Raw genomic sequence first — 18803 nt, 5'->3', positions numbered from 1 at the left:
ATGGCGCTAGCCGAAAATCGCTTATTACCGCGAAAACCTTAGCAAAAAACTCAGAGGACGCACAGCGCTATCAAGCGAAACTTTACGCATTGAAAGCGCCGTAGTTCTATTCTAAGTGTTTTCTACGGTACACCTTGTCCTCGACGGGCTTGCAGAAGTTCGTACCACTGAAGCCTAGTCAACGATATCTGATTCGCCTGATTTGCTTCAACAATCCGATGGCTGACGGTTGTGCCAATTACAGGCTGTATATTAGCTGGGTGCATCATTAACCAACTCAATACAATTGCGCTGGTTGAACAGTCATATTCTTCGGCAAGTTTCTTCACCAATAGCGCGGTATTTTTAATATTGATATCTTCTGCTTCGGTATTTGCAAATCGACCTTGGGCAATCGCACCCCAGGCTTGCAATTGGATACCTTGTTGCATGCAATACTCTAGCGTTCCGCGCGGGAACCCTAAGGCAGCATTGTCAGTCATATTGGTAGTAATGCCCTCTTCCACAAAGCCAGTATGACCTAAGCTTAATTCAAGTTGATTGCAAACAATGGGCATATCTACATGGGATTGAATGTAGGCCATCTGACCGGCGTGCATATTTGATACTGCTAGGCAGTCAAAGGTGTCTTGAGTGTGCAAGTTGTTGAGCACTTGGGCTAAATTTTCTACTTGCATTAAGGGGTCAGGACGGTGCAAAAAAAGAACATCTAAACTATCGACCCCAAGACGTTTTAAGCTGCCATATATAGCTTCAGTTACCCATTTTCCAGACAGGTCATAGTGGTTGATTGGCACGTCAGGTGTTAAGCGTATTCCAACTTTGGATTGTAAAATGAACTGCTGGCGAAGGGATTTTTTTGCTGCAAACACTTTACCAATTGCCGTTTCTGATTTTCCATAAGTATATATGTCGGCTAAATCAATCACATTTATACCGAGTTCGAGGCAAGTCTCCAAGAGCGCTTGAGTTTGAGAAATATCTGCTTTGCATAAGGGCTGAGTATTCCACCCACCGCCAAGATTCATGGTGCCAAATACTAGGCGGCTAGCGTCTGGGAAATACTGGTGTAAGGGCAATGTCTGCATAGATAATCCGTATAAATTGATAGGCAGTGTGTTGCCAAAATATATCATGATTTTTAATGTGAAGACGCATTTGAACTTATGTTTTGCATTAGATGGTGTATCCTTAGACTTGAACGTAGATACTTTTTTGGCGAGTAATAAATGAATGGACGGTTAATATGTTTGCTTATTGCGGCTGGGCTTACCTTATTTGGCTGCACAAATATACCTGATGGGGTTACGCCCGTTAAGGGGTTTGAAAAGCAGCGCTATCTTGGAACTTGGTATGAAATTGCTCGGCTTGATCATTCGTTCGAGCGTGGCCTAGAACAAGTCACTGCCACTTATACTGAGCGCGAAGACGGGGGAGTTAAGGTCATCAATCAAGGCTTTAATCCAGAAAAAAATGAATGGAAAAGCGCAGAAGGAAAAGCGTACTTTGTGGATGAGCCAGACATCGGACATTTAAAAGTGTCTTTTTTTGGCCCCTTTTATGCCAGTTACGTTATTGCTGAACTAGATAAGGAAAACTACGATTACGCTTTGATCACTGGTCCTGATACCAGTTTTTTGTGGATCTTGTCGCGAACACCGACTCTGTCTGAGAACACATTAGAAAGGCTCGTTAAGCAAGCTCAACAATATGGATTTGATACTTCAGAGTTGATTTTGGTGAATCATAAATCTTAATCTCAACATTTTTGAAATAAAAGTGTCCTATATCGGGTCTACACTTATACAAATATTTATGCAATGCTTAGAAAAAGGGTCGTCAAAACAACATGGAAGCCGACCGAAGGAATATTATGCCCAATAGCTATACCGATGTCGTTAACCAAGCAATTTCACTTTTAGATGACTTATCCAATAATGAATACCAAACCCTAATTACGCCGCATTTCGCCAGTAGCATTGGCGCGCACATCCGCCACATCATCGATCACTTTTTAGCGCTTCAAGATGGGCTTGCTAAAGGACATATCAACTACAACGTCCGCCATCGGCATAATCAAACAGAAAAATTTGTAGATATAGCCGTTCAGGCTCTGCATGATATTAATCAATGGCTGTCGAATCTTGATGAAGCGATCTGTCAACAAACGATATTGGTAACGAGCGAAATTGACATTAGTCACACCAAATCATCGACCTGCTCTTCAACGCTTGAACGTGAGCTTGTTTTTGTGAGCAGTCATGCTATTCATCACTATGCCTTAATTCGAATAATGTGTTCTATGCAGAACATAAGCGTACCTGACTTTTTCGGATATGCGCCTGCTACCATAACCCACATAAACCGCTCCGCTTAAGTAATTAACCTGAGCGCTGTTTCTTATCCATAGTTCAGGTTAATTAAAAGCGTCGCTTATTTACCCTAGTAACATGATAATATTAGGCAGACGATCCCCGTAGTTGAGCAATAACAAAAGATTCCAAACAAGGTACTACTGAATGCATGCTTCTATTATGTCTCGCGCCGATGGTAAGTGTGAGCTTTGTCAAAACATCGAAAGTTTACAGGTTTACCCTATTCCAGAATCTCCTGATTTAAGTGCAAATTGCGCAGTTTTACTTTGCGATAAGTGTTTGCAACAAATATCAGGAGGCGCCGATCTCGATGCCAATCATTTCACTTGCCTAAATCAAAGCATGTGGTCAACTACGCCTGCGGTGCAGGCATTAAGTTATCGATTGTTGCATTTATTTAGCAGCGAAAGTTGGGCACAAGATGCGATAGACATGCTGTATTTAGAAGAAGACACACTCGCATGGGCACAGCGAGGCATTGTGCACAATGTTGAGGCCACTTTAGACGCGAATGGCGCCGTATTAAGGGCAGGCGACAGTGTCACTATTATCAAAGATTTAGATGTGAAAGGGGCTAATTTTACCGCTAAACGCGGCACTCCGGTGCGCAATATCGGTTTATCTGACAATCCACTGCACATTGAAGGCAAGGTAAATGGTCAACGTATTGTAATCATCGCGGCCTACACAAAGAAAAACTAGTATCTAAGGTCGCTTGTACTGTTGGTAGCCATCAAAACCATCTCCCAGATAGAGTTGTAATAGTTTTTTAGGGGCTTTGGGTAATTCAACGCTAAGTAACAGCCCTGGGGTATGATTGAAACTAGTATCAATGCCTAGTGCATGATACTGGGCGCCCATCTTAAAATATTGTTTGGCTAAGATTGGAATGTCTTTGCCGTCATGCTCTATACTTTTTAAGAAGGCACTCAAGTGAACAGTGTTGATGCCTTTTACGTCCTCTTGTAAACGGTACTCATCACAAAATTCACTGATCTCTGGGTGCATATCAAAATGCATGTGGTGACGAGGGCTCACCTGTTGGCTTGCGTTCTTGGAAATTAAGAGATGTTGAATGAGGTTTACACTTCTGGCATCGTACAGTTTGCTAATAGACACCGTCCCATAAAGTGTCCGGTATTGTGGAAATAAACATACGAATGCGCCAATGCCTCGCCATAGCAGTAATAAGCCTTGATATGAGCCTTGATACTCTGGGATCAGGAATGAGCGTCCCATTTCCATCGCGGGCTGGTTTTGGTTAGCAAACTCGGGTCCAAACTTGAACATGTTGTTTAAGTACAAACCTTCAAGTCCGTCTTTTTCAATAAGTTTGTCGGTTAAGCCCATTCTATAGGCACCGACAATGCGCGCTGAATCGGTTTCAAGAATAAACAAATGAGTATAGCTAGCATCAAATTTATCTGTGTCGATGGGCTCGCCGCTGCCTTCATTATGCAGTCTAAATACTAATTCTCGCAGGCGCGCAATTTCTTGCACCACCAGCGGCGCTTGATGTTGGTAGACAAAATAGACTTCAAAGCCTTTTGAACGGGTTAACAATTGATTCGCCGGAAGTTTATCAATTTCACTGCGTATACTTTGTGCGGGAACTGGCTGCGCCAAGGGTTTTTGAGTAGTTATCGTATCTGCTGGCCACTGATAGCGCCATCGCGGGTCTTGAGCATAGCTTAAGGTGCGCGCAAAAGCGGCTTTTTGCTCAAATGTTCGGTCATTGATATATTTATTTGGGATCGCAAATCCGCTGGCAATTTCGATTTTTGCGCCAGTTTTGTTAAGCAGTTCACGACCCAATAGAAACATTCGCAAACGGAAGTAAATGCGCTCTATGCGATAAAAAAAGCGAGAGTTTTCGCCGCTAACAAATACAGGAACGTATTGACAATTATCGATGCTAATAAGGCGCCCGACGATTTTATTCCATTGATGTTCTGAGATTGCGTTCTTGTGAGCTTGAAAATACGAAACTTTCCCTGCAGGAAATATTAGCAAAGCATGCTGTTTTTTTACATGCTCGATACAGCGGCGCAGGCTTGGTCCGTTTTTAGGATCTTTTTGAGAAAGCGGATTAGTAAATATAAAATAATCGCTGAGCTCACGAAAAATACCCAAGCCTTTGTTTGCCAATACCTTGAGGTCTGGACGAACTTCGCCAATGGCTCTTGCTAGGATGACCCCCTCAATGCCACCAAAAGGGTGATTGCTTGCAATGACCACCGGGCCGGTTACTGGGATTTTTGCCTTGAGCTCATCTAAGCCGTGAATACGCAACTCAAGCAAGGCAATCAGCTTATCGGCAAAAGATTCCTTGCTGAGCCCCTGCATTTTGTTCAGTTGATAAAGCTGATTCATTCTTGCAATGCCTAGGACTCTGTCTAAAAGCCAAATGAATAGACGGGTCAGCCAAGATGAATTTTCAACTAAATTGTTTATACTAATTACTTGCGACATCGACGGATGGTTTTCCATATTGCTGCGCCTACGTTTGGCGCATGATTATCTAGTAGATACACTATTGCCAGTGTACAAAAAGACCGAGCCTATGTGTATTTACTTTCACTGTATGGCGCACAAAGCTGCAGCTAAGCGCTGAACTGCGGTTTTACATATAGTGATATTAGTTTTACTAAATTCATCATCAGTGAGAGTCACACTATATTACAGTAACATCGTGGATGGTATAGGCATGTAATTAAGTCAGACGCAAAGGTCATTTAAGAGCACGCTAGATGTATGCCTATTTTCCAAAAAGTGATAACAAAGTAAGTGAAGTTATGCGTCTTTTGCCATTTTGAGGCATAATACACACAGTTTAGCTTTTGAAATGACAATTGATGAATAATACGCTTACCATTCAGACCCCCGACGATTGGCATCTGCATTTTCGTGACGGCGAAATGCTTAAAGAGACTGTGCCGGCCACTGCCCGCTGTTTTCGACGTGCCATCGTGATGCCTAATTTAGTGCCTCCTGTTACTACCACCGAGATGGCCCTCGCTTATAAAGCAAGAATTTTAGATGCTGCGCCTAAAAACGGATTATTTGAGCCATTAGTTACGCTTTACTTAACCAATGACACCACCGCCGATGAAATTAAAAAAGCGAAAGCCAATGGCATCGTGGCGAGTAAACTTTACCCTGCTGGAGCTACGACTAACTCGGATGCGGCTGTAAAGGGTATAAGGTCTTTGTATCCGGTGTTTGAAGCAATGCAGGAAGTTGGGATGTTATTGCTAATACACGGCGAAGTAACAGACGGTGAAATAGATATTTTTGATCGCGAAAAAGTTTTTATTGATCGTTATCTGAAAGACATTACCGACAGTTTCCCAGGCCTAAAAGTAGTGTTTGAGCACATCACCACGAAAGATGCTGCAGATTTTGTACTAAGTGCCTCTGACAATGTCGCTGCAACTATTACGCCGCAGCACTTGTTACTCAATCGCAACGATTTATTGGTTGGTGGAGTACGTCCACATAACTATTGTTTACCGGTATTAAAACGAAACACCCATCAACAGGCCTTAAGAGCGGTTGTACAAAGTGGCTCGCCAAAGTTTTTTTTAGGCACCGATTCAGCGCCTCACGAAAAACACAAAAAGGAGTCGGCCTGTGGTTGTGCTGGTTGTTACAGCGCTTGGAGCGCAATTGAGCTGTATGCAAAAGTATTTGATGACCTTGGGGTAATTGAGAAGTTGGAAGGTTTTGCTAGCCATTTTGGTCCAGATTTTTATGGTTTGAAAAGAAATACGGGGACCATAACTTTGAGTCAGCAAACATGGTCTGTTCCTGAATTGGTTACCTTGAGTACGGGTGATGACATTGTGCCATTCTTTGCCGGTGAAAGCCTTGCCTGGAAACTGACCAACGTGAGCGTAAATTAAATGTCTAACTTTCAGCAGTATGAGCTATGTGATGAGCTGTTGACGTCTTTAACCGATCTTAAATATAGCGAACCTACAGCTACTCAAGAAGCTTGTTTACCTGACTTGCTCAGCGGCAAAGATGTGGCGGTAGAAGCCAAAACCGGGAGCGGCAAGACACTTGCCTTTGGTTTAACCATTTTAAACAAGCTGTCGCAAACGCCTGCGAGTGCCCAACATCCCCATGCGCTAGTATTGTGCCCGACGCGAGAGCTAGCAGAGCAGGTGTCGTATCAACTTCAACTGTTAGCAAAAAAGATGGCGAATACCAAAATTTTACCACTTTTTGGTGGAGTTGCGCTTGCTCCTCAGTTGAGCTCATTGCGTCATGCTCCTGCGGTGGTGGTAGCCACGCCTGGTAGAGTGTTAGATATTATCAGTCAAGGAAAATTGGACTTAAGTGGGGTAAAAACCCTTGTTCTTGATGAAGCTGATCGAATGCTCGACATGGGATTCTCAGACCAAATGGACTGGATCCTATCGGCTGTGCATAAACAAGCAAAGGGTGTGCAAACTCTGCTGTTTTCAGCCACTTTTGGCGGCAATATTAAATCGCTATCAAAAACCTATCAAAAAAATGCAGAAATAATCGCGCTAAAAGATGCGCATACTCGCGCTAACATTGACCAAGTTGCCTATAAAGTTCAGGCCGACAAGCGTGAGTATGCAGTTGCTGCTTTGCTAAGTGAATACCAACCAGATTCTGCAATTGTGTTTTGCCAAACCAAACTCGAGGTGGCCAGCCTTGCCCAAAAATTAAGCGACGATGGCTTCACTTTGGTTCAGCTACAAGGCGACATGGAGCAGTTTGAGCGTAGCAATGCGATTATTCTATTTAGTGCAGATTGCGCCAACGTAATGATTGCCACCGATGTAGCTTCAAGGGGCTTAGATATTGCCAACGTTGGTATGGTGATTAACTTTAGGATCAGTGATGATTTGGATATACATACCCATAGAATAGGTAGAACGGGTCGTGCAGGTGAAACGGGTATTGCGATTACGCTGATTGATGACAGTGATGAAATAAAGCTTATTGGTTTTAACGCGCAGCTTAGCGAAGATATTCCGATTAAGCAGTCACAGGCTTTGCGGTTTCATGCTAATCGGATCAAACAACCGGCATATGTTGGTATACAAATCGATGCCGGTAAAAAACACAAACTAAGCAAAGGCGATATTTTAGGTGCAATCACCAAGCAGGCTAAAATACCGTCTAAAGATATTGGGAAAATACAGGTTGCTGCTCAAAAATCATTTGCTGCAGTCAAACTTCGCAGTGTAAAACGTATCCTGATGATGTTCAGAGAAGAAAAAGTAAAAGGCAAGCGCATCCGTGCGCGCAAGATTGAATAAGGATGCTTAGCGCTACATTTTATGGCGATTAAGTACGTTGGTTCCACGGCATCATTGCAATGATACGACCGAGTCCGCAAAACCCTGTGCTACCGGCTATAAACAATCCCACGCCAATAAACGCGGTTGCCCATCCAAAGCTATTTGAAACAAACAACGAGAGCAAGCTAAACACTACCAATAATACGCCAATACTAACTTGTACTTGACGATCTAGCGGCATCAGCTTGGCACCGGTGCTTTGCGTTGTTAAGCCGGCACTTTCCCAAGCTTCGATACCACCGATGATATTAAATACCTTAAGTTCAGCATTTTCGGAGGTGAGCTTTTCACACGCTTTTTTGCCTCTCATACCTTTTTGACAATAAATCATTAGGGTTTGCTGTTTGTCTTTTATATCGGCGTCACTTATTTTCCCAACCGGGTGAAGAAGTGACTGTGGAATATGTTTAGAAGCATGTTCTGCAGGCTCTCGAACGTCAATTAATATGGCGTTTTCAGCCTCTAGTATTTGCTTTGCTTGCTGCGCCGTCACTTCTTTATACAACATATAATTCTCTCAGGTTATTCGGGTTAAGCTAAATTGCGACTGGCCACATTATAAACCTTTGATTGCAAGATGGGTTAAAAAATACGATGCTTAACAAAGATTTGCCAGCCATTCAAAAAAGGAACAAACATGAACGCAACTATTTTAGCTTTAACAGGGTATATTTTTTGGGTAATGCTGTTGTTACTGGCATTAGCAACATATCGCAGTGTATTTTCACAAATGCAGAAACGAAAGTCCTTAGTATTTAAGGCTGATGGTAGCGATGTAGGTGATATCGGGCAGCGCTTGACCCGAGCACATCTAAATTGTGTAGAGTGTTTTCCATTTATTGGCGGTATCTTACTGCTTGCTTTAGCGACCGATTCAAGCACCATCACCAATGGATTAGCATTTGTGTTATTGGGTGCCCGCGTGTTGCAGTCTTTAGTGCATATTGTCTCTATCAGCAATATTGCAATCAGTGTTCGCTTTGTATTTTTCTTAGTGCAGTTTGCTATATGCGGATATTGGATTGTGAAGTTACTCGAAAAGTTCATGTAAAAAAGGCAGTAGCAAAGCTCACAGAGCTGGGTTTTGATGGCCCTTTTTACATGCGATATATGCAGAGCGCTGGCATTTGTTGTGCGCATAACTTTAAGCGATAAATAGGTTTTTTCCTCCAGAGTTGAGCTGCACAATAACGGCCATTCGTTACAAAATGTTATAGTGGTATATGGTAGACTGCCGCTTAGTTTTTAATAGTTAGATTCAATCAAGCAATAGAGAGTTCATGTTTTCATTCTTTGAAAAGTTAACGCAGCCGTTCCCGGCAGAGTATCCAACGCAACCCCCAAAAACCCTTTTTGCCTTCTGTAAGTATTACTCCAAAGGTATGTGGCCGGTGCTCATTGCAGTCTCCGTTTTAAGCGCCTTGGTCGCCATGCTCGAGGTTTCGTTATTTGGATTTATGGGACAGTTTGTTGATTGGTTTGCTGAAAGTGATCCAAAGACCTTTCTAGCGCAAGAAAAATGGTCGCTTATTGGAATGTCTATATTGGTATTAGTGGCATTGCCAATGTTGGTTATTTTGGAGTCCATGATCACTCATCAATCTATTATGGGTAATTATCCGATGCGTATTCGTTGGATGGCTCATCGGTATTTACTCGGCCAAAGCTTATCTTTTTATCAAGATGAGTTTGCGGGCAGGGCGGCAACAAAAGTGATGCAAACGGCCCTTTCTGTGCGCGAAACAGTCACTAAAATTATGAATTTGGCGGTGTATGTTAGCGTCTACTTTATTTCAGTGGTTGCGCTAGTATTCGCTACAGACTGGCGTTTGGCTATGCCGTTACTAATTTGGTTGGTGGTTTACATCATAATTTTGAGAGCTTTGTTGCCGCGTCTAAAACAAGTGTCACAAAAGCAAGCTGATGCGCGCTCGATCATGGTCGGTAGGGTGGTCGATAGCTACACCAATATTATGACGGTAAAGTTATTCAGCCACCACAAGCGCGAAGAAAACTACGCAAAAGAAGGGATGGACGGCTTTTTGCAAACGGTTTATCCACAGATGCGCTTAGTCACCGTGCTGCAATCATGTGTTTGGCTCAGCAATGCTCTGTTAGTATTTAGCATCGCTGCACTTTCAGTGTATTTATGGATCGCTGGCATCGTTACTCCTGGCGATATTGCGATTGCGGTAAGCCTTAGTTTACGCCTAAATGGCATGTCGCAATGGATCATGTGGGAAGTATCTTCGTTGTTTGAAAATATTGGCACCGTTCAAGATGGTATCGACTCTTTAGGCGTAGCGGCGTCAATAGTGGATAAAGACAACGCTAAGGAATTAATTGTTAGCGGTGGCGCAATATCATTTGAAGACGTCAATTTTGCCTATGCGGGCAAAGGGGATGAGCTTATCGCTGTGTTTGATGAGCTGAATATTGTCATCCCTGCCGGTCAAAAGGTCGGTTTAGTCGGGCGTTCTGGAGCGGGTAAATCGACCTTAGTAAATCTACTGCTGCGTTTTTATGACATCCAAAGTGGGACAATAAGTATTGATGGGCAAAGTATTACAGACCTTACCCAAGAAAGTTTACGCTCACAAATTAGTATGGTTACCCAAGATACTTCATTGATGCATCGCTCCGTGCGGGACAACATATTATATGGCCGTATGGATGCCACTGATGAACAAATGATCAATGCAGCCAAGCAAGCCGAGGCGCACGATTTTATTATGACGCTCAGCGATAGCAAAGGACGCACTGGCTATGACGCACATGTTGGCGAAAGAGGCGTAAAACTGTCAGGGGGCCAACGTCAACGCATTGCGATTGCGCGAGTGATGCTCAAAGATGCGCCTATTCTAATCTTGGACGAAGCAACTTCAGCCTTAGACTCTGAGGTAGAGGCAGCGATCCAAGAGTGCTTGATAAAAATAATGGAAAGTAAGACGGTGCTTGCAATAGCGCATAGGCTTTCAACGATTGCGCAAATGGACCGACTGCTGGTTTTGGATGACGGCAAAATTATTGAATCGGGCTCGCATGCTGAATTATTAGCAAAAGGTGGTATTTATGCCAAACTTTGGGCGCATCAGACAGGCGGGTTTATTGGCGTCGAATAGTCGATAGTTAGCATGATAGTCCAGATAGGGGGCAAGAAGGCTGTGTTATGACGCAGCTTTAATCAGCTTAGTTATCTTCGCAAAGGGTAGAGACTCGATTCTTCCCCTTGCCTTTCGAAACGAACATGGCTCTGTCTGCTTTTTCAACCATGATGTCTAAACTGTCCGAATAATCACGAGAGGCACAATACCCGAAGCTAGCGGTTACACTGGTGGGGTGTTGATCGATTTGGATCGGTGTCCGTTCTAAGAGCTTTCTGCATCCTTCAGCAAAAACGGCCGCTTCGGCGTTTGTGGTTTCGGGCAGAATGAACGCAAATTCTTCTCCCCCCCAACGAACTAAAAGGTCTTGGCTTCTAATTTGTTCCGCAAAAATTTCAGATACTGCCTTGAGTACCTCATCTCCTTTGCTGTGGCCAAATGAGGCATTTAACTTTTTGAAATCGTCTATATCAGCGATGATGATTGCAATTTGACGTTCATGTTTGCGCACACGATTAAAGAAAACTCGCGCATGGTCTCTATTTGCAAGGTTCGTTAGTTCATCTTTATTTTTATTGCGGCTAAGTCGGCTAAGATAAATATCGATTATACGATACAGTAGTTTATAGCCAATCACTGCTAAAAACAGACCTACCGCAATATACATAGTGAACGACAAGTTAACTTCATTTTGACGAACATTCAAAGGCGTGAGTATGTACAAACTCCAATTTAAACTTTCTAAATTCAGTTTGGATACGAGGAGATCGCCCTGAACATCACTAACGATAACGCTGGGCTCGGAGTTATTGGCCGATTTTTGTGTGAACTCCTCAAACCATGAAATATCACTTGTGCTTTTAATACCAATTCTAGCAGTCGCGTCATCTGCTTGTTCCGGTGATAGGTCACTCAATGAGGATAAAACAATTTCTTCGTTGTTATTAACAAATACAAACTCATGCCCATATTGGCTGCGAAACTGCTGGAACGAGCCCAAAAAGTCGCCCAAGGATTTTCCGACGCCCACAAAACCGATGAATTCGCCTTCGTCATCATATTGTCTAACGTCAATAAACAAATGCACGTCTTCACGTTTACCGAGCACAGCCTGCACGGGATAATCGTTCTGTTCTTTTAGCGCGAAGTACCAGATCACCTCACCCTCAATGAGATCAAATACTCGTCCGTCAGAATTAAATTGTTTGCGTGATTTTTCATGAGCGAGATAGAAGGGCAGTTTAAATTTATCTTCATACTTTTTTAACTGTGCCATTAAGGGAGCTTGATCAGGATTTTCGCTTAAGAAATATTCGTCATAGACACCGACTTTTGAAAGCGTTGTGGCAATTTGCAAAGGATTTAATAATTCACGCTCTATTAGTGCAAAGACTGGTGATATTGACTGTTGCTGCTGCTGACTTTGTTTGCCTGCCAGGTCAGCAATCGTTAAATAGCCAGAAACCGCTATCACGATAAACACCGCTATGCTTATAACAAGCGATCTTTTTGATTGGTTCTGATTTGAGGCCACGATGCGTCCTTTCAAGGCGATGATTTACTGAATACATAGCAATAGTATTGCCTCTAGAAAATAATGTAAACAGCTTGTGATAAAGCCGCGCAATAGTAAATGTAATCATCGCTCAATGAAATTCGTCTAAAGTATAGTGTTAGAGGTAATTATTTGAACTGCTTTTTTAATTTGCTGTGTATTTTGGCCATGCTATTGTCGTTTTTGTCTAAGTCGATGCGCTTAAAGGCGTCAATGGACTTCACTTTTTCATTGTTTGCGAGGAGCAGGCCACTCAATCGTAAATATGCCCAGTTTATTGAAGGCAAGCCCGCGGTATCCATCACGCCAATGGCATCGGGGTTTTGCAGGGTATCGATAAATATTTGCATATGGCTAATCCCTTCATCAAGTCTGGTGTTGCCCAAAAGTGCAATGCGTCCGATTTGGTAGTGCGCGTTTAACTGGCGATAACGCGATTCGTCATAGGCTTCGAGCACACCGATTTCGTCTTCAAATGGTCGTCGTATTAAATCAATCGCGGCCAGTTCAATGAAGGCATCAATAGCTTTTTCAAAGTTATCTTCAGACAAGTAGTGACTCGCTAATGCGTTAAGCACACTGATATTGTTGGGAACATCTAAATTAGCTTGCTGTAAAACTGCTAATGAAGCAGGGACATTGTCAATGGTCCGGTAATACCACGCTAAATTTACCTTGCCCTGAATGACGTCCATGCCTTCAATTATTTTAATTTGTTGTAACGCGATATCGGTGTCGCCTCCGGCAATCGAAGGGGCATTTAGATGAAAACTGACCAGTGCTTCTCGATACTCAATTGAATTTGGGGCGAGCTCAATCGCTTTATTTAAACTGTTCACCGCTTTTTGAGCATAGCTAAGTGCACTGAATATAGAGTTGCTCGCTTGAGAGCCCATAATGCTGGCGTGCATTAGATAGACATCGGGTTCATTTGGTAGTGCACTTATGGCTTGTTCAGCTACGCGCTCAGCAGCGTCCAAATCTGTTTCTGCGTAGCTGTAGATTAGATAACGGTAATGATCAGCGCTCATGTCAGCTTTTGCGACTTGCTTTAGATTATTAATTACCGCTTTATAGTTTTGTTGTTTATACAGGCTATCGAGGTGTTCTATGTTGCCAATAAGCGTGCTATTTTTCGCATAGACTGACGTACTCAAAGCAATTAAAAGCACTGCTAAGCAGCAGTATTTGATCTGTGAAACAGTGAATGCCTGCATTAACAAAAGTTCCTGTCCTGATTGATTCACTTAACCCATGACAATCATTATGACAGTTTGTTTGATGAATGAAATAGGCTAAAAGTCACAAGGTGCTTTTTTATAACAAAGGCAACTGCTACACATCAGTCTATTTATGTCAGGCGAAGGGGTGATGCCCTAGGGGCGCTTTTTATAACCATCACGAAGCTGCATATCGATAGCATTGAGAACTTCTGAACGATTGATAGAACCCAATAGACAGGCGTTGTCGTCAACTACCGGGTATATTTTGGGCTTTTCTTTTAACATGGTTTGTGCAAGCTCGAGCACGGAGTCATAGCCTTTTACTGAAAGCACTTTAGTTTGCATGACATCTTTGACCCTGCATACTTGTTCGCGATAATAGCTTGACGTGATCATTTGACTCAGACAGTCTTGTTCAGATAGAAACCCCACGACTTTATTTCTATCGTCGACAACCGGCGCCCCCGACTGTTTACCAACTAGCAGTGCTTCAACTGCTTCCGCTACCGGCATGTCGATGAGAAGTTTGACCGCTCGTCGGTTCATGTGGTCTGCGACCTTTAAAGATTCCATTGTAGTTCCTTGTTAGCTTTGCTCAGCAGAGGGTTAATATTTTTAGCCTTAAGCGTAGACCGGTATGCCTAAATCGCAAACTTATAATCATAAGTATGCAGTTGTAAATTCCTCACAAGATAAAGTCAAGACGATTAAAGTCGATTGATAGCAAATAGCAGTGAGTGCTGTTTAGAACAATCTGCTAATATCAAGATAGAAATGCTGAAAAAATTTACTGTAATTTATTCACGGGATACACATGCAACAAGCAAATGTTTGGCAAAGTATTTATACAGATAAACGCTTTTCTGTAAGGGTGTATTGATATGAAGCGTAGCTACCTAAGTGTGCTATTGCTGCTCGCTATTTCTGGGTGCAATAACGCACCAAAATATGTAGAAAAAATGCCTCCATTGATTTTAGAAAATGGGCTGGAAGTAAGTAGTTGTCATGATTATGAACAAATGCGGTCGGTGTTTAAAGTGGGTGAGAGTGTTGCCAATAAACGAGTATCCGCAGATTATTTGGTATGTAGTTTAGCAATCGATTTGACTGAGGATCTTGATTCGGAGTCTACGATGCGAAGGATTTTTCACGGGTTGATGTTACGCGATATACCTACATCCCTGTCGGCTGGTGTATTCAAACAAAGTGCTCTCTCTGGTGCGGGTTTTCAGCTGTGGCTAGAAAAGTCGATGTTAACCTTTGAGAACGACCAAACATCTATCCAAATCCAGTACAAAGGCAAGCTTAAAAACGGCAATCATTTAGTTTGGGTTTCAGACCTCGCGCAAAATGCAAACTACGCGGCTTTTTTCCCCGCGATTATCATCATGCAAGATGGTAAGGTTCTTGGAACCGCACCTATATATGCGAGCGGATATTAAACATTCCTGCATAAACTAAAACACATTACAAAATGCTGCATATTTGCTCTAATGATTTTTTTTTCAAAGCATGCGCTGGCACGCTGGCATCTTCTGCTGGGTAGCCGGTAACTAAAAGCATGTAGGGTCGCTCATCGTCTGGCCGCTGGCAAATTTTGGACAAAAAACTCATGGGTTTTGGCGTATGAGTTAAGGTAGCCAAACCGGCATGATGCAGTGCGGTAATTAAAAAGCCGGTAGCGATGCCGACCGATTCGTGAATATAATAATTTTGTTGCTTTTGCCCTTCTTCAACTCCCCCTTTTTTCTGACTAAATATTGCAATTAACCAAGGTGCATGCTCTAAATACGGCTTCTGCGCATCTGTACCTAAAGGTTTTAAAGCATCTAGCCATTGATCACCCGCTGAGCCTTCATAGAATCGTTGTTCGTGTACTTCCGCTTGTTCACGTACCTGCCGCTTAACGTCAGCAGATTGTATTGCCGCAAAATGCCATGGTTGATGATTTGCGCCATTGGGCGCAGTGCCGGCTGCTTTGATACAGTTTTCAATGATGTCTTGCGAAACCGGCCTATCACTAAATTTGCGAATGCTGTGGCGACGTTTGATATCCTCATAAAATGCTAAAGATCGAGCGCGCATCTGTTCTTGTGGATATTCGATAAAATCACTTAGAGGATATTGTTCATGTGGTTGCATGGCGTGTCCGTTTTTATTTATATGTTTTGGAACTAGCGACTTTGGCCTTATTTTAACGAAGTAATCATACAGATTGCGCTAGCCTCATCTTACTGTATATATGTTCTTATTTCATGCTCAGATTAATAGGATTTTTTACTCAAAATCTGTATGGATGTGGCTAATTGTCAATATTGGCGCTTATACAAGGTTTTTAGCTTGTATCATTTGAATGGATAAGTATAATACGCCTCCCTCCCTTATGACGCTGACGATTCCCACAAGACTCACAACTTCACAAGGGTAGTGTAACTATAGAATAGTGATCAGAGTTTAGGGGTGTAGTTCGAATTGGTAGAACAGCGGTCTCCAAAACCGATGGTTGGGGGTTCGAGTCCCTCCACCCCTGCCACTCTGATTGAACAAAATAGATTTCTAGCATTGCAGCAATTCAGATGCAGTGTGTCGCGAAGGTAACACGAATGAGTGAAAAGGCAGAAAACACATCAAATCCACTAGACATGTTTAAATGGATAGTGGTAGCAGTACTGTTAGGTGGCCTTGTATATGGCTACGAAACCTATGAAGAAGTTTCTGTTTTATATCGTGCGCTAGTCGCCGTTGCGGTTGTTGTAATTGCTTTAGGTATTGCAGCTACTACCTTGAAAGGTCAAAGCTTTTTAACCTTCGCGAAAGATGCGCGCATGGAAGTACGCAAGGTCGTATGGCCATCGCGTCAAGAAGTGGTACGTATGACCTTAATTATACTGTTTGCAACTGCGGTCGTTGGTTTGATGCTGTATTTAATCGACATGGTGCTTGTTTGGGGCATTGGTTTAGTAACGGGTATCGGAGCATAAGCTATGGCAGATAAAAAATGGTACGTAGTGCAAGCCTTTTCTCAGTATGAAGGCCGCGTGAAGAAAACCCTTGAAGAATATATCAAGATGCACAACATGGAAGATTACTTTGGTGAGATTTTAGTACCTACCGAAGAAATCGTTGAAATGCGGGCCGGACAAAAACGTCGGTCAGAACGCAAATTTTTTCCAGGCTACGTGTTAGTCCAAATGGAAATGAACGAAGACTCATGGCATCTAGTAAAAAGTATTCCGCGTGTACTTGGTTTTATTGGTGGTACGTCTGATCGCCCAATGCCGATTACTCAGACTGAAGCTGATGCTATCTTAAACAGATTAGAAGAGTCGGTAGACAAACCGAAGCCGAAAACGCTTTTCGAAGCCGGCGAAGTGGTGCGCGTGACAGATGGTCCTTTTGCAGATTTCAATGGCGTAGTTGAAGAAGTTGACTACGAGAAGAGCCGCTTGAAAGTCTCTGTATTGATTTTTGGACGTTCAACTCCGGTTGAATTAGAGTTTGGTCAAGTCGAAAAAGGCTAGTTGACTGCATGCTTAAAAGACCAGCTAAGGCTGGTTTTTTTGTGCTCAAAATAAGGTTGAAATTAGATATTTATTAAGGTCACAACCTCAAAAGAGGTCGGTTCAGCAATGAGGTATTAGATCCACAACACCTAAGTCAGATTACGCGAGTGTTTAGGTGTTTATACGCCTATAAATTAAGCGTAATTACAAAAATCATGATAAAACCCCTTTAAACCATCCTTTTCGCTAAATAAGCGCTTGCTATGGAATATCAAAAAGCCTATACTTTGCGCCCTTTTTTATGGATGGGAAGCCGACGAAATAGATATTCTCTTTATCTATTAGGCGTTTAACCCGCAACTTAGAGAGCATTAAAAACATGGCAAAGAAAGTCTCTGGCTTAATCAAGCTACAGGTCAAAGCAGGCGCTGCTAATCCTTCGCCGCCCGTTGGTCCAGCACTTGGTCAACACGGTGTAAATATCATGGAATTCTGTAAAGCGTTTAACGCAAAAACAGAATCATTAGAGAAAGGTTCTCCAGTACCAGTTGTGATTACTGTGTACGAAGATCGTTCTTTTACCTTCGAAACTAAAACTCCACCTGCATCATTTTTATTATTAAAAGCTGCCGGCGTGAAGAGTGGTTCTGGTCGTCCGAATACCGAGAAAGTTGGTTCAGTGACTCGCGCGCAATTAGAAGAAATAGCGAAAGCGAAAGAACCAGATCTTACTGCAGCAAGTTTAGACGCGGCTGTTAACACGATTGCGGGTTCTGCTCGCAGCATGGGCTTAAAGGTAGAGGGCTAAGAACGTGGCTAAATTAAGCAAGCGCATGCGCGCTATCAACGAAAAAGTTGATTCAACTAAAGAATACGCATTTGAAGAAGCTGTTGCACTATTGAAAGAATTTGCGACAGTAAAATTTGCAGAGAGCATCGATGTATCAGTTAATCTTGGTATTGATGCACGTAAATCTGACCAAAACGTTCGTGGCGCAACTGTGCTTCCAAACGGCACAGGTAAAGATGTGCGTGTAGCAGTGTTTACTCAAGGCGCAAACGCTGAAGCCGCTAAAGCAGCTGGTGCAGACATCGTTGGTATGGATGACCTAGCCGAGCTAGTGAAAAAAGGCGAAATGAACTTTGACGTAGTAGTAGCTAGCCCAGACGCAATGCGTGTGGTTGGCCAATTAGGTCAAATCTTAGGCCCACGTGGCTTAATGCCTAACCCTAAAACGGGTACGGTAACGCCAGACGTAGCAACTGCTGTAAAAAATGCAAAAGCAGGTCAGGTAAGATACCGCAATGATAAAAACGGTATTATTCATGCCAGTATTGGTAAGATCGCGTTTGAACCAACTGCAATTAAAGAAAACCTTGAGTCGTTATTAGAAGCACTTAGAAAAGCTAAGCCGTCTTCAGCTAAAGGTACCTATATTTCAAAAGTAAGCCTTAGCACCACTATGGGTGCAGGTGTGACCTTAGACCAAGGGTCAATCAGTCAACCTAAAGGCTAATTCTCTGTAAAGGTTATGGGTTGGAGTCGATGCGGTTAAACGCATCAACTCCCGTCCTAGACCGCAGGTGCAGGTCAGCAGGAGAGGTAAGAGAACTCCCGCACTCAATGACCCGCTTAATTAATCGCCTGCGCAGACGGTGGTATAACTCAGACTCTCTGGGAATGTACACCGTAGAGCGGTA

General features: G+C 42.9%; 19 protein-coding genes and 1 tRNA gene. 13 read left to right on the top strand and 7 right to left on the bottom strand.

Going from position 1 to position 18803, the window contains the following annotated elements; all coding sequences use genetic code 11:
- Positions 1 to 122 precede the first annotated feature (122 nt).
- Entirely contained in the window at positions 123 to 1088 is a 966-nt protein-coding gene (locus tag AB9H30_RS06975; RefSeq protein WP_371193933.1) for an aldo/keto reductase family oxidoreductase, read from the bottom strand.
- Positions 1089 to 1229: 141 nt separating this feature from the next.
- Between AB9H30_RS06975 and AB9H30_RS06970 the strand changes: the two genes are divergently transcribed.
- From AB9H30_RS06970 to AB9H30_RS06960, 3 genes are all read left to right on the top strand, one after another.
- Positions 1230 to 1757, top strand: a complete 528-nt coding sequence (locus AB9H30_RS06970; RefSeq protein WP_371193932.1) for a lipocalin family protein — start codon at positions 1230 to 1232, stop codon at positions 1755 to 1757.
- Between the two features lie 116 nt (positions 1758 to 1873).
- On the top strand, positions 1874 to 2377 hold the full coding sequence (locus AB9H30_RS06965) for a DinB family protein (protein ID WP_371193931.1): 504 nt from the start codon (positions 1874 to 1876) through the stop codon (positions 2375 to 2377).
- Between the two features lie 142 nt (positions 2378 to 2519).
- Positions 2520 to 3077, top strand: a complete 558-nt coding sequence (locus AB9H30_RS06960; protein WP_371193930.1) for a PhnA domain-containing protein — start codon at positions 2520 to 2522, stop codon at positions 3075 to 3077.
- 3 nt (positions 3078 to 3080) lie between these two features.
- Here AB9H30_RS06960 and AB9H30_RS06955 read toward each other — a convergent pair whose 3' ends face one another.
- On the bottom strand, positions 3081 to 4847 hold the full coding sequence (locus tag AB9H30_RS06955) for a lysophospholipid acyltransferase family protein (RefSeq protein WP_371194081.1): 1767 nt from the start codon (positions 4845 to 4847) through the stop codon (positions 3081 to 3083).
- Positions 4848 to 5230: 383 nt separating this feature from the next.
- Here AB9H30_RS06955 and pyrC point away from each other — a divergent pair, with 383 nt between their 5' ends.
- Both pyrC and AB9H30_RS06945 read left to right on the top strand, forming a co-directional pair.
- A complete protein-coding gene (pyrC, locus tag AB9H30_RS06950) occupies positions 5231 to 6280 on the top strand; it encodes a dihydroorotase (RefSeq protein ID WP_371193929.1) in 1050 nt (349 codons plus the stop codon).
- Positions 6281 to 7675 (top strand): DEAD/DEAH box helicase, encoded by a 1395-nt coding sequence (locus tag AB9H30_RS06945; RefSeq protein ID WP_371193928.1) that lies wholly within the window; start codon positions 6281 to 6283, stop codon positions 7673 to 7675. It abuts the gene before it with no gap.
- Between the two features lie 28 nt (positions 7676 to 7703).
- On the opposite strand, the gene AB9H30_RS06940 is transcribed toward AB9H30_RS06945, so the two are convergent.
- Positions 7704 to 8225 carry a rhodanese-like domain-containing protein gene (locus AB9H30_RS06940; RefSeq protein WP_371193927.1) on the bottom strand — a complete coding sequence of 174 codons (522 nt, stop codon included), beginning with the start codon at positions 8223 to 8225 and terminating at the stop codon, positions 7704 to 7706.
- 129 nt (positions 8226 to 8354) lie between these two features.
- On the opposite strand from AB9H30_RS06940, the gene AB9H30_RS06935 reads away from it, so the two are divergent.
- Positions 8355 to 8768: an MAPEG family protein gene (locus AB9H30_RS06935; RefSeq protein ID WP_371193926.1), complete on the top strand. Its 414-nt coding sequence runs from the start codon at positions 8355 to 8357 to the stop codon at positions 8766 to 8768.
- Between the two features lie 229 nt (positions 8769 to 8997).
- Positions 8998 to 10839 carry an ABC transporter ATP-binding protein gene (locus tag AB9H30_RS06930; protein ID WP_371193925.1) on the top strand — a complete coding sequence of 614 codons (1842 nt, stop codon included), beginning with the start codon at positions 8998 to 9000 and terminating at the stop codon, positions 10837 to 10839.
- Between the two features lie 67 nt (positions 10840 to 10906).
- Here the strand turns inward: AB9H30_RS06930 and AB9H30_RS06925 are convergent, their stop codons facing one another.
- From AB9H30_RS06925 to AB9H30_RS06915, 3 genes are all read right to left on the bottom strand, one after another.
- Complete coding sequence (locus AB9H30_RS06925) at positions 10907 to 12355, bottom strand: diguanylate cyclase (RefSeq protein ID WP_371193924.1); 1449 nt, start codon at positions 12353 to 12355, stop codon at positions 10907 to 10909.
- Positions 12356 to 12504: 149 nt separating this feature from the next.
- Positions 12505 to 13593, bottom strand: coding sequence for a tetratricopeptide repeat protein (locus AB9H30_RS06920; protein WP_371193923.1), 1089 nt, complete (start codon positions 13591 to 13593; stop codon positions 12505 to 12507).
- A 159-nt stretch (positions 13594 to 13752) separates the two neighbouring features.
- Positions 13753 to 14172 carry a CBS domain-containing protein gene (locus tag AB9H30_RS06915; protein ID WP_371193922.1) on the bottom strand — a complete coding sequence of 140 codons (420 nt, stop codon included), beginning with the start codon at positions 14170 to 14172 and terminating at the stop codon, positions 13753 to 13755.
- A 308-nt stretch (positions 14173 to 14480) separates the two neighbouring features.
- Between AB9H30_RS06915 and AB9H30_RS06910 the strand changes: the two genes are divergently transcribed.
- The gene (locus tag AB9H30_RS06910) at positions 14481 to 15041 is read left to right on the top strand and encodes a hypothetical protein (protein ID WP_371193921.1); all 561 of its coding nucleotides are present in this window, start codon (positions 14481 to 14483) and stop codon (positions 15039 to 15041) included.
- 25 nt (positions 15042 to 15066) lie between these two features.
- Here AB9H30_RS06910 and AB9H30_RS06905 read toward each other — a convergent pair whose 3' ends face one another.
- Positions 15067 to 15741 carry a nitroreductase family protein gene (locus AB9H30_RS06905; protein WP_371193920.1) on the bottom strand — a complete coding sequence of 225 codons (675 nt, stop codon included), beginning with the start codon at positions 15739 to 15741 and terminating at the stop codon, positions 15067 to 15069.
- A 314-nt stretch (positions 15742 to 16055) separates the two neighbouring features.
- Here AB9H30_RS06905 and AB9H30_RS06900 point away from each other — a divergent pair.
- From AB9H30_RS06900 to rplA, 5 genes are all read left to right on the top strand, one after another.
- Positions 16056 to 16132: transfer RNA gene (locus AB9H30_RS06900), tRNA-Trp, on the top strand.
- A gap of 70 nt (positions 16133 to 16202) precedes the next feature.
- A complete protein-coding gene (gene secE / locus AB9H30_RS06895) occupies positions 16203 to 16580 on the top strand; it encodes a preprotein translocase subunit SecE (RefSeq protein ID WP_371193919.1) in 378 nt (125 codons plus the stop codon).
- Positions 16581 to 16583: 3 nt separating this feature from the next.
- Positions 16584 to 17120 carry a transcription termination/antitermination protein NusG gene (gene nusG, locus AB9H30_RS06890; protein ID WP_371193918.1) on the top strand — a complete coding sequence of 179 codons (537 nt, stop codon included), beginning with the start codon at positions 16584 to 16586 and terminating at the stop codon, positions 17118 to 17120.
- Positions 17121 to 17481: 361 nt separating this feature from the next.
- Complete coding sequence (gene rplK / locus AB9H30_RS06885) at positions 17482 to 17910, top strand: 50S ribosomal protein L11 (RefSeq protein ID WP_371193917.1); 429 nt, start codon at positions 17482 to 17484, stop codon at positions 17908 to 17910.
- Between the two features lie 4 nt (positions 17911 to 17914).
- The gene (gene rplA, locus AB9H30_RS06880) at positions 17915 to 18619 is read left to right on the top strand and encodes a 50S ribosomal protein L1 (RefSeq protein WP_371193916.1); all 705 of its coding nucleotides are present in this window, start codon (positions 17915 to 17917) and stop codon (positions 18617 to 18619) included.
- The last annotated feature ends 184 nt before the right edge of the window (positions 18620 to 18803 follow it).

The sequence above is a fragment of the Glaciecola sp. SC05 genome (genome assembly GCF_041380235.1).
In the GTDB taxonomy this organism is placed as follows: Bacteria; Pseudomonadota; Gammaproteobacteria; order Enterobacterales; family Alteromonadaceae; genus Glaciecola.
This window is presented reverse-complemented; position numbering and strand designations above follow the sequence as displayed.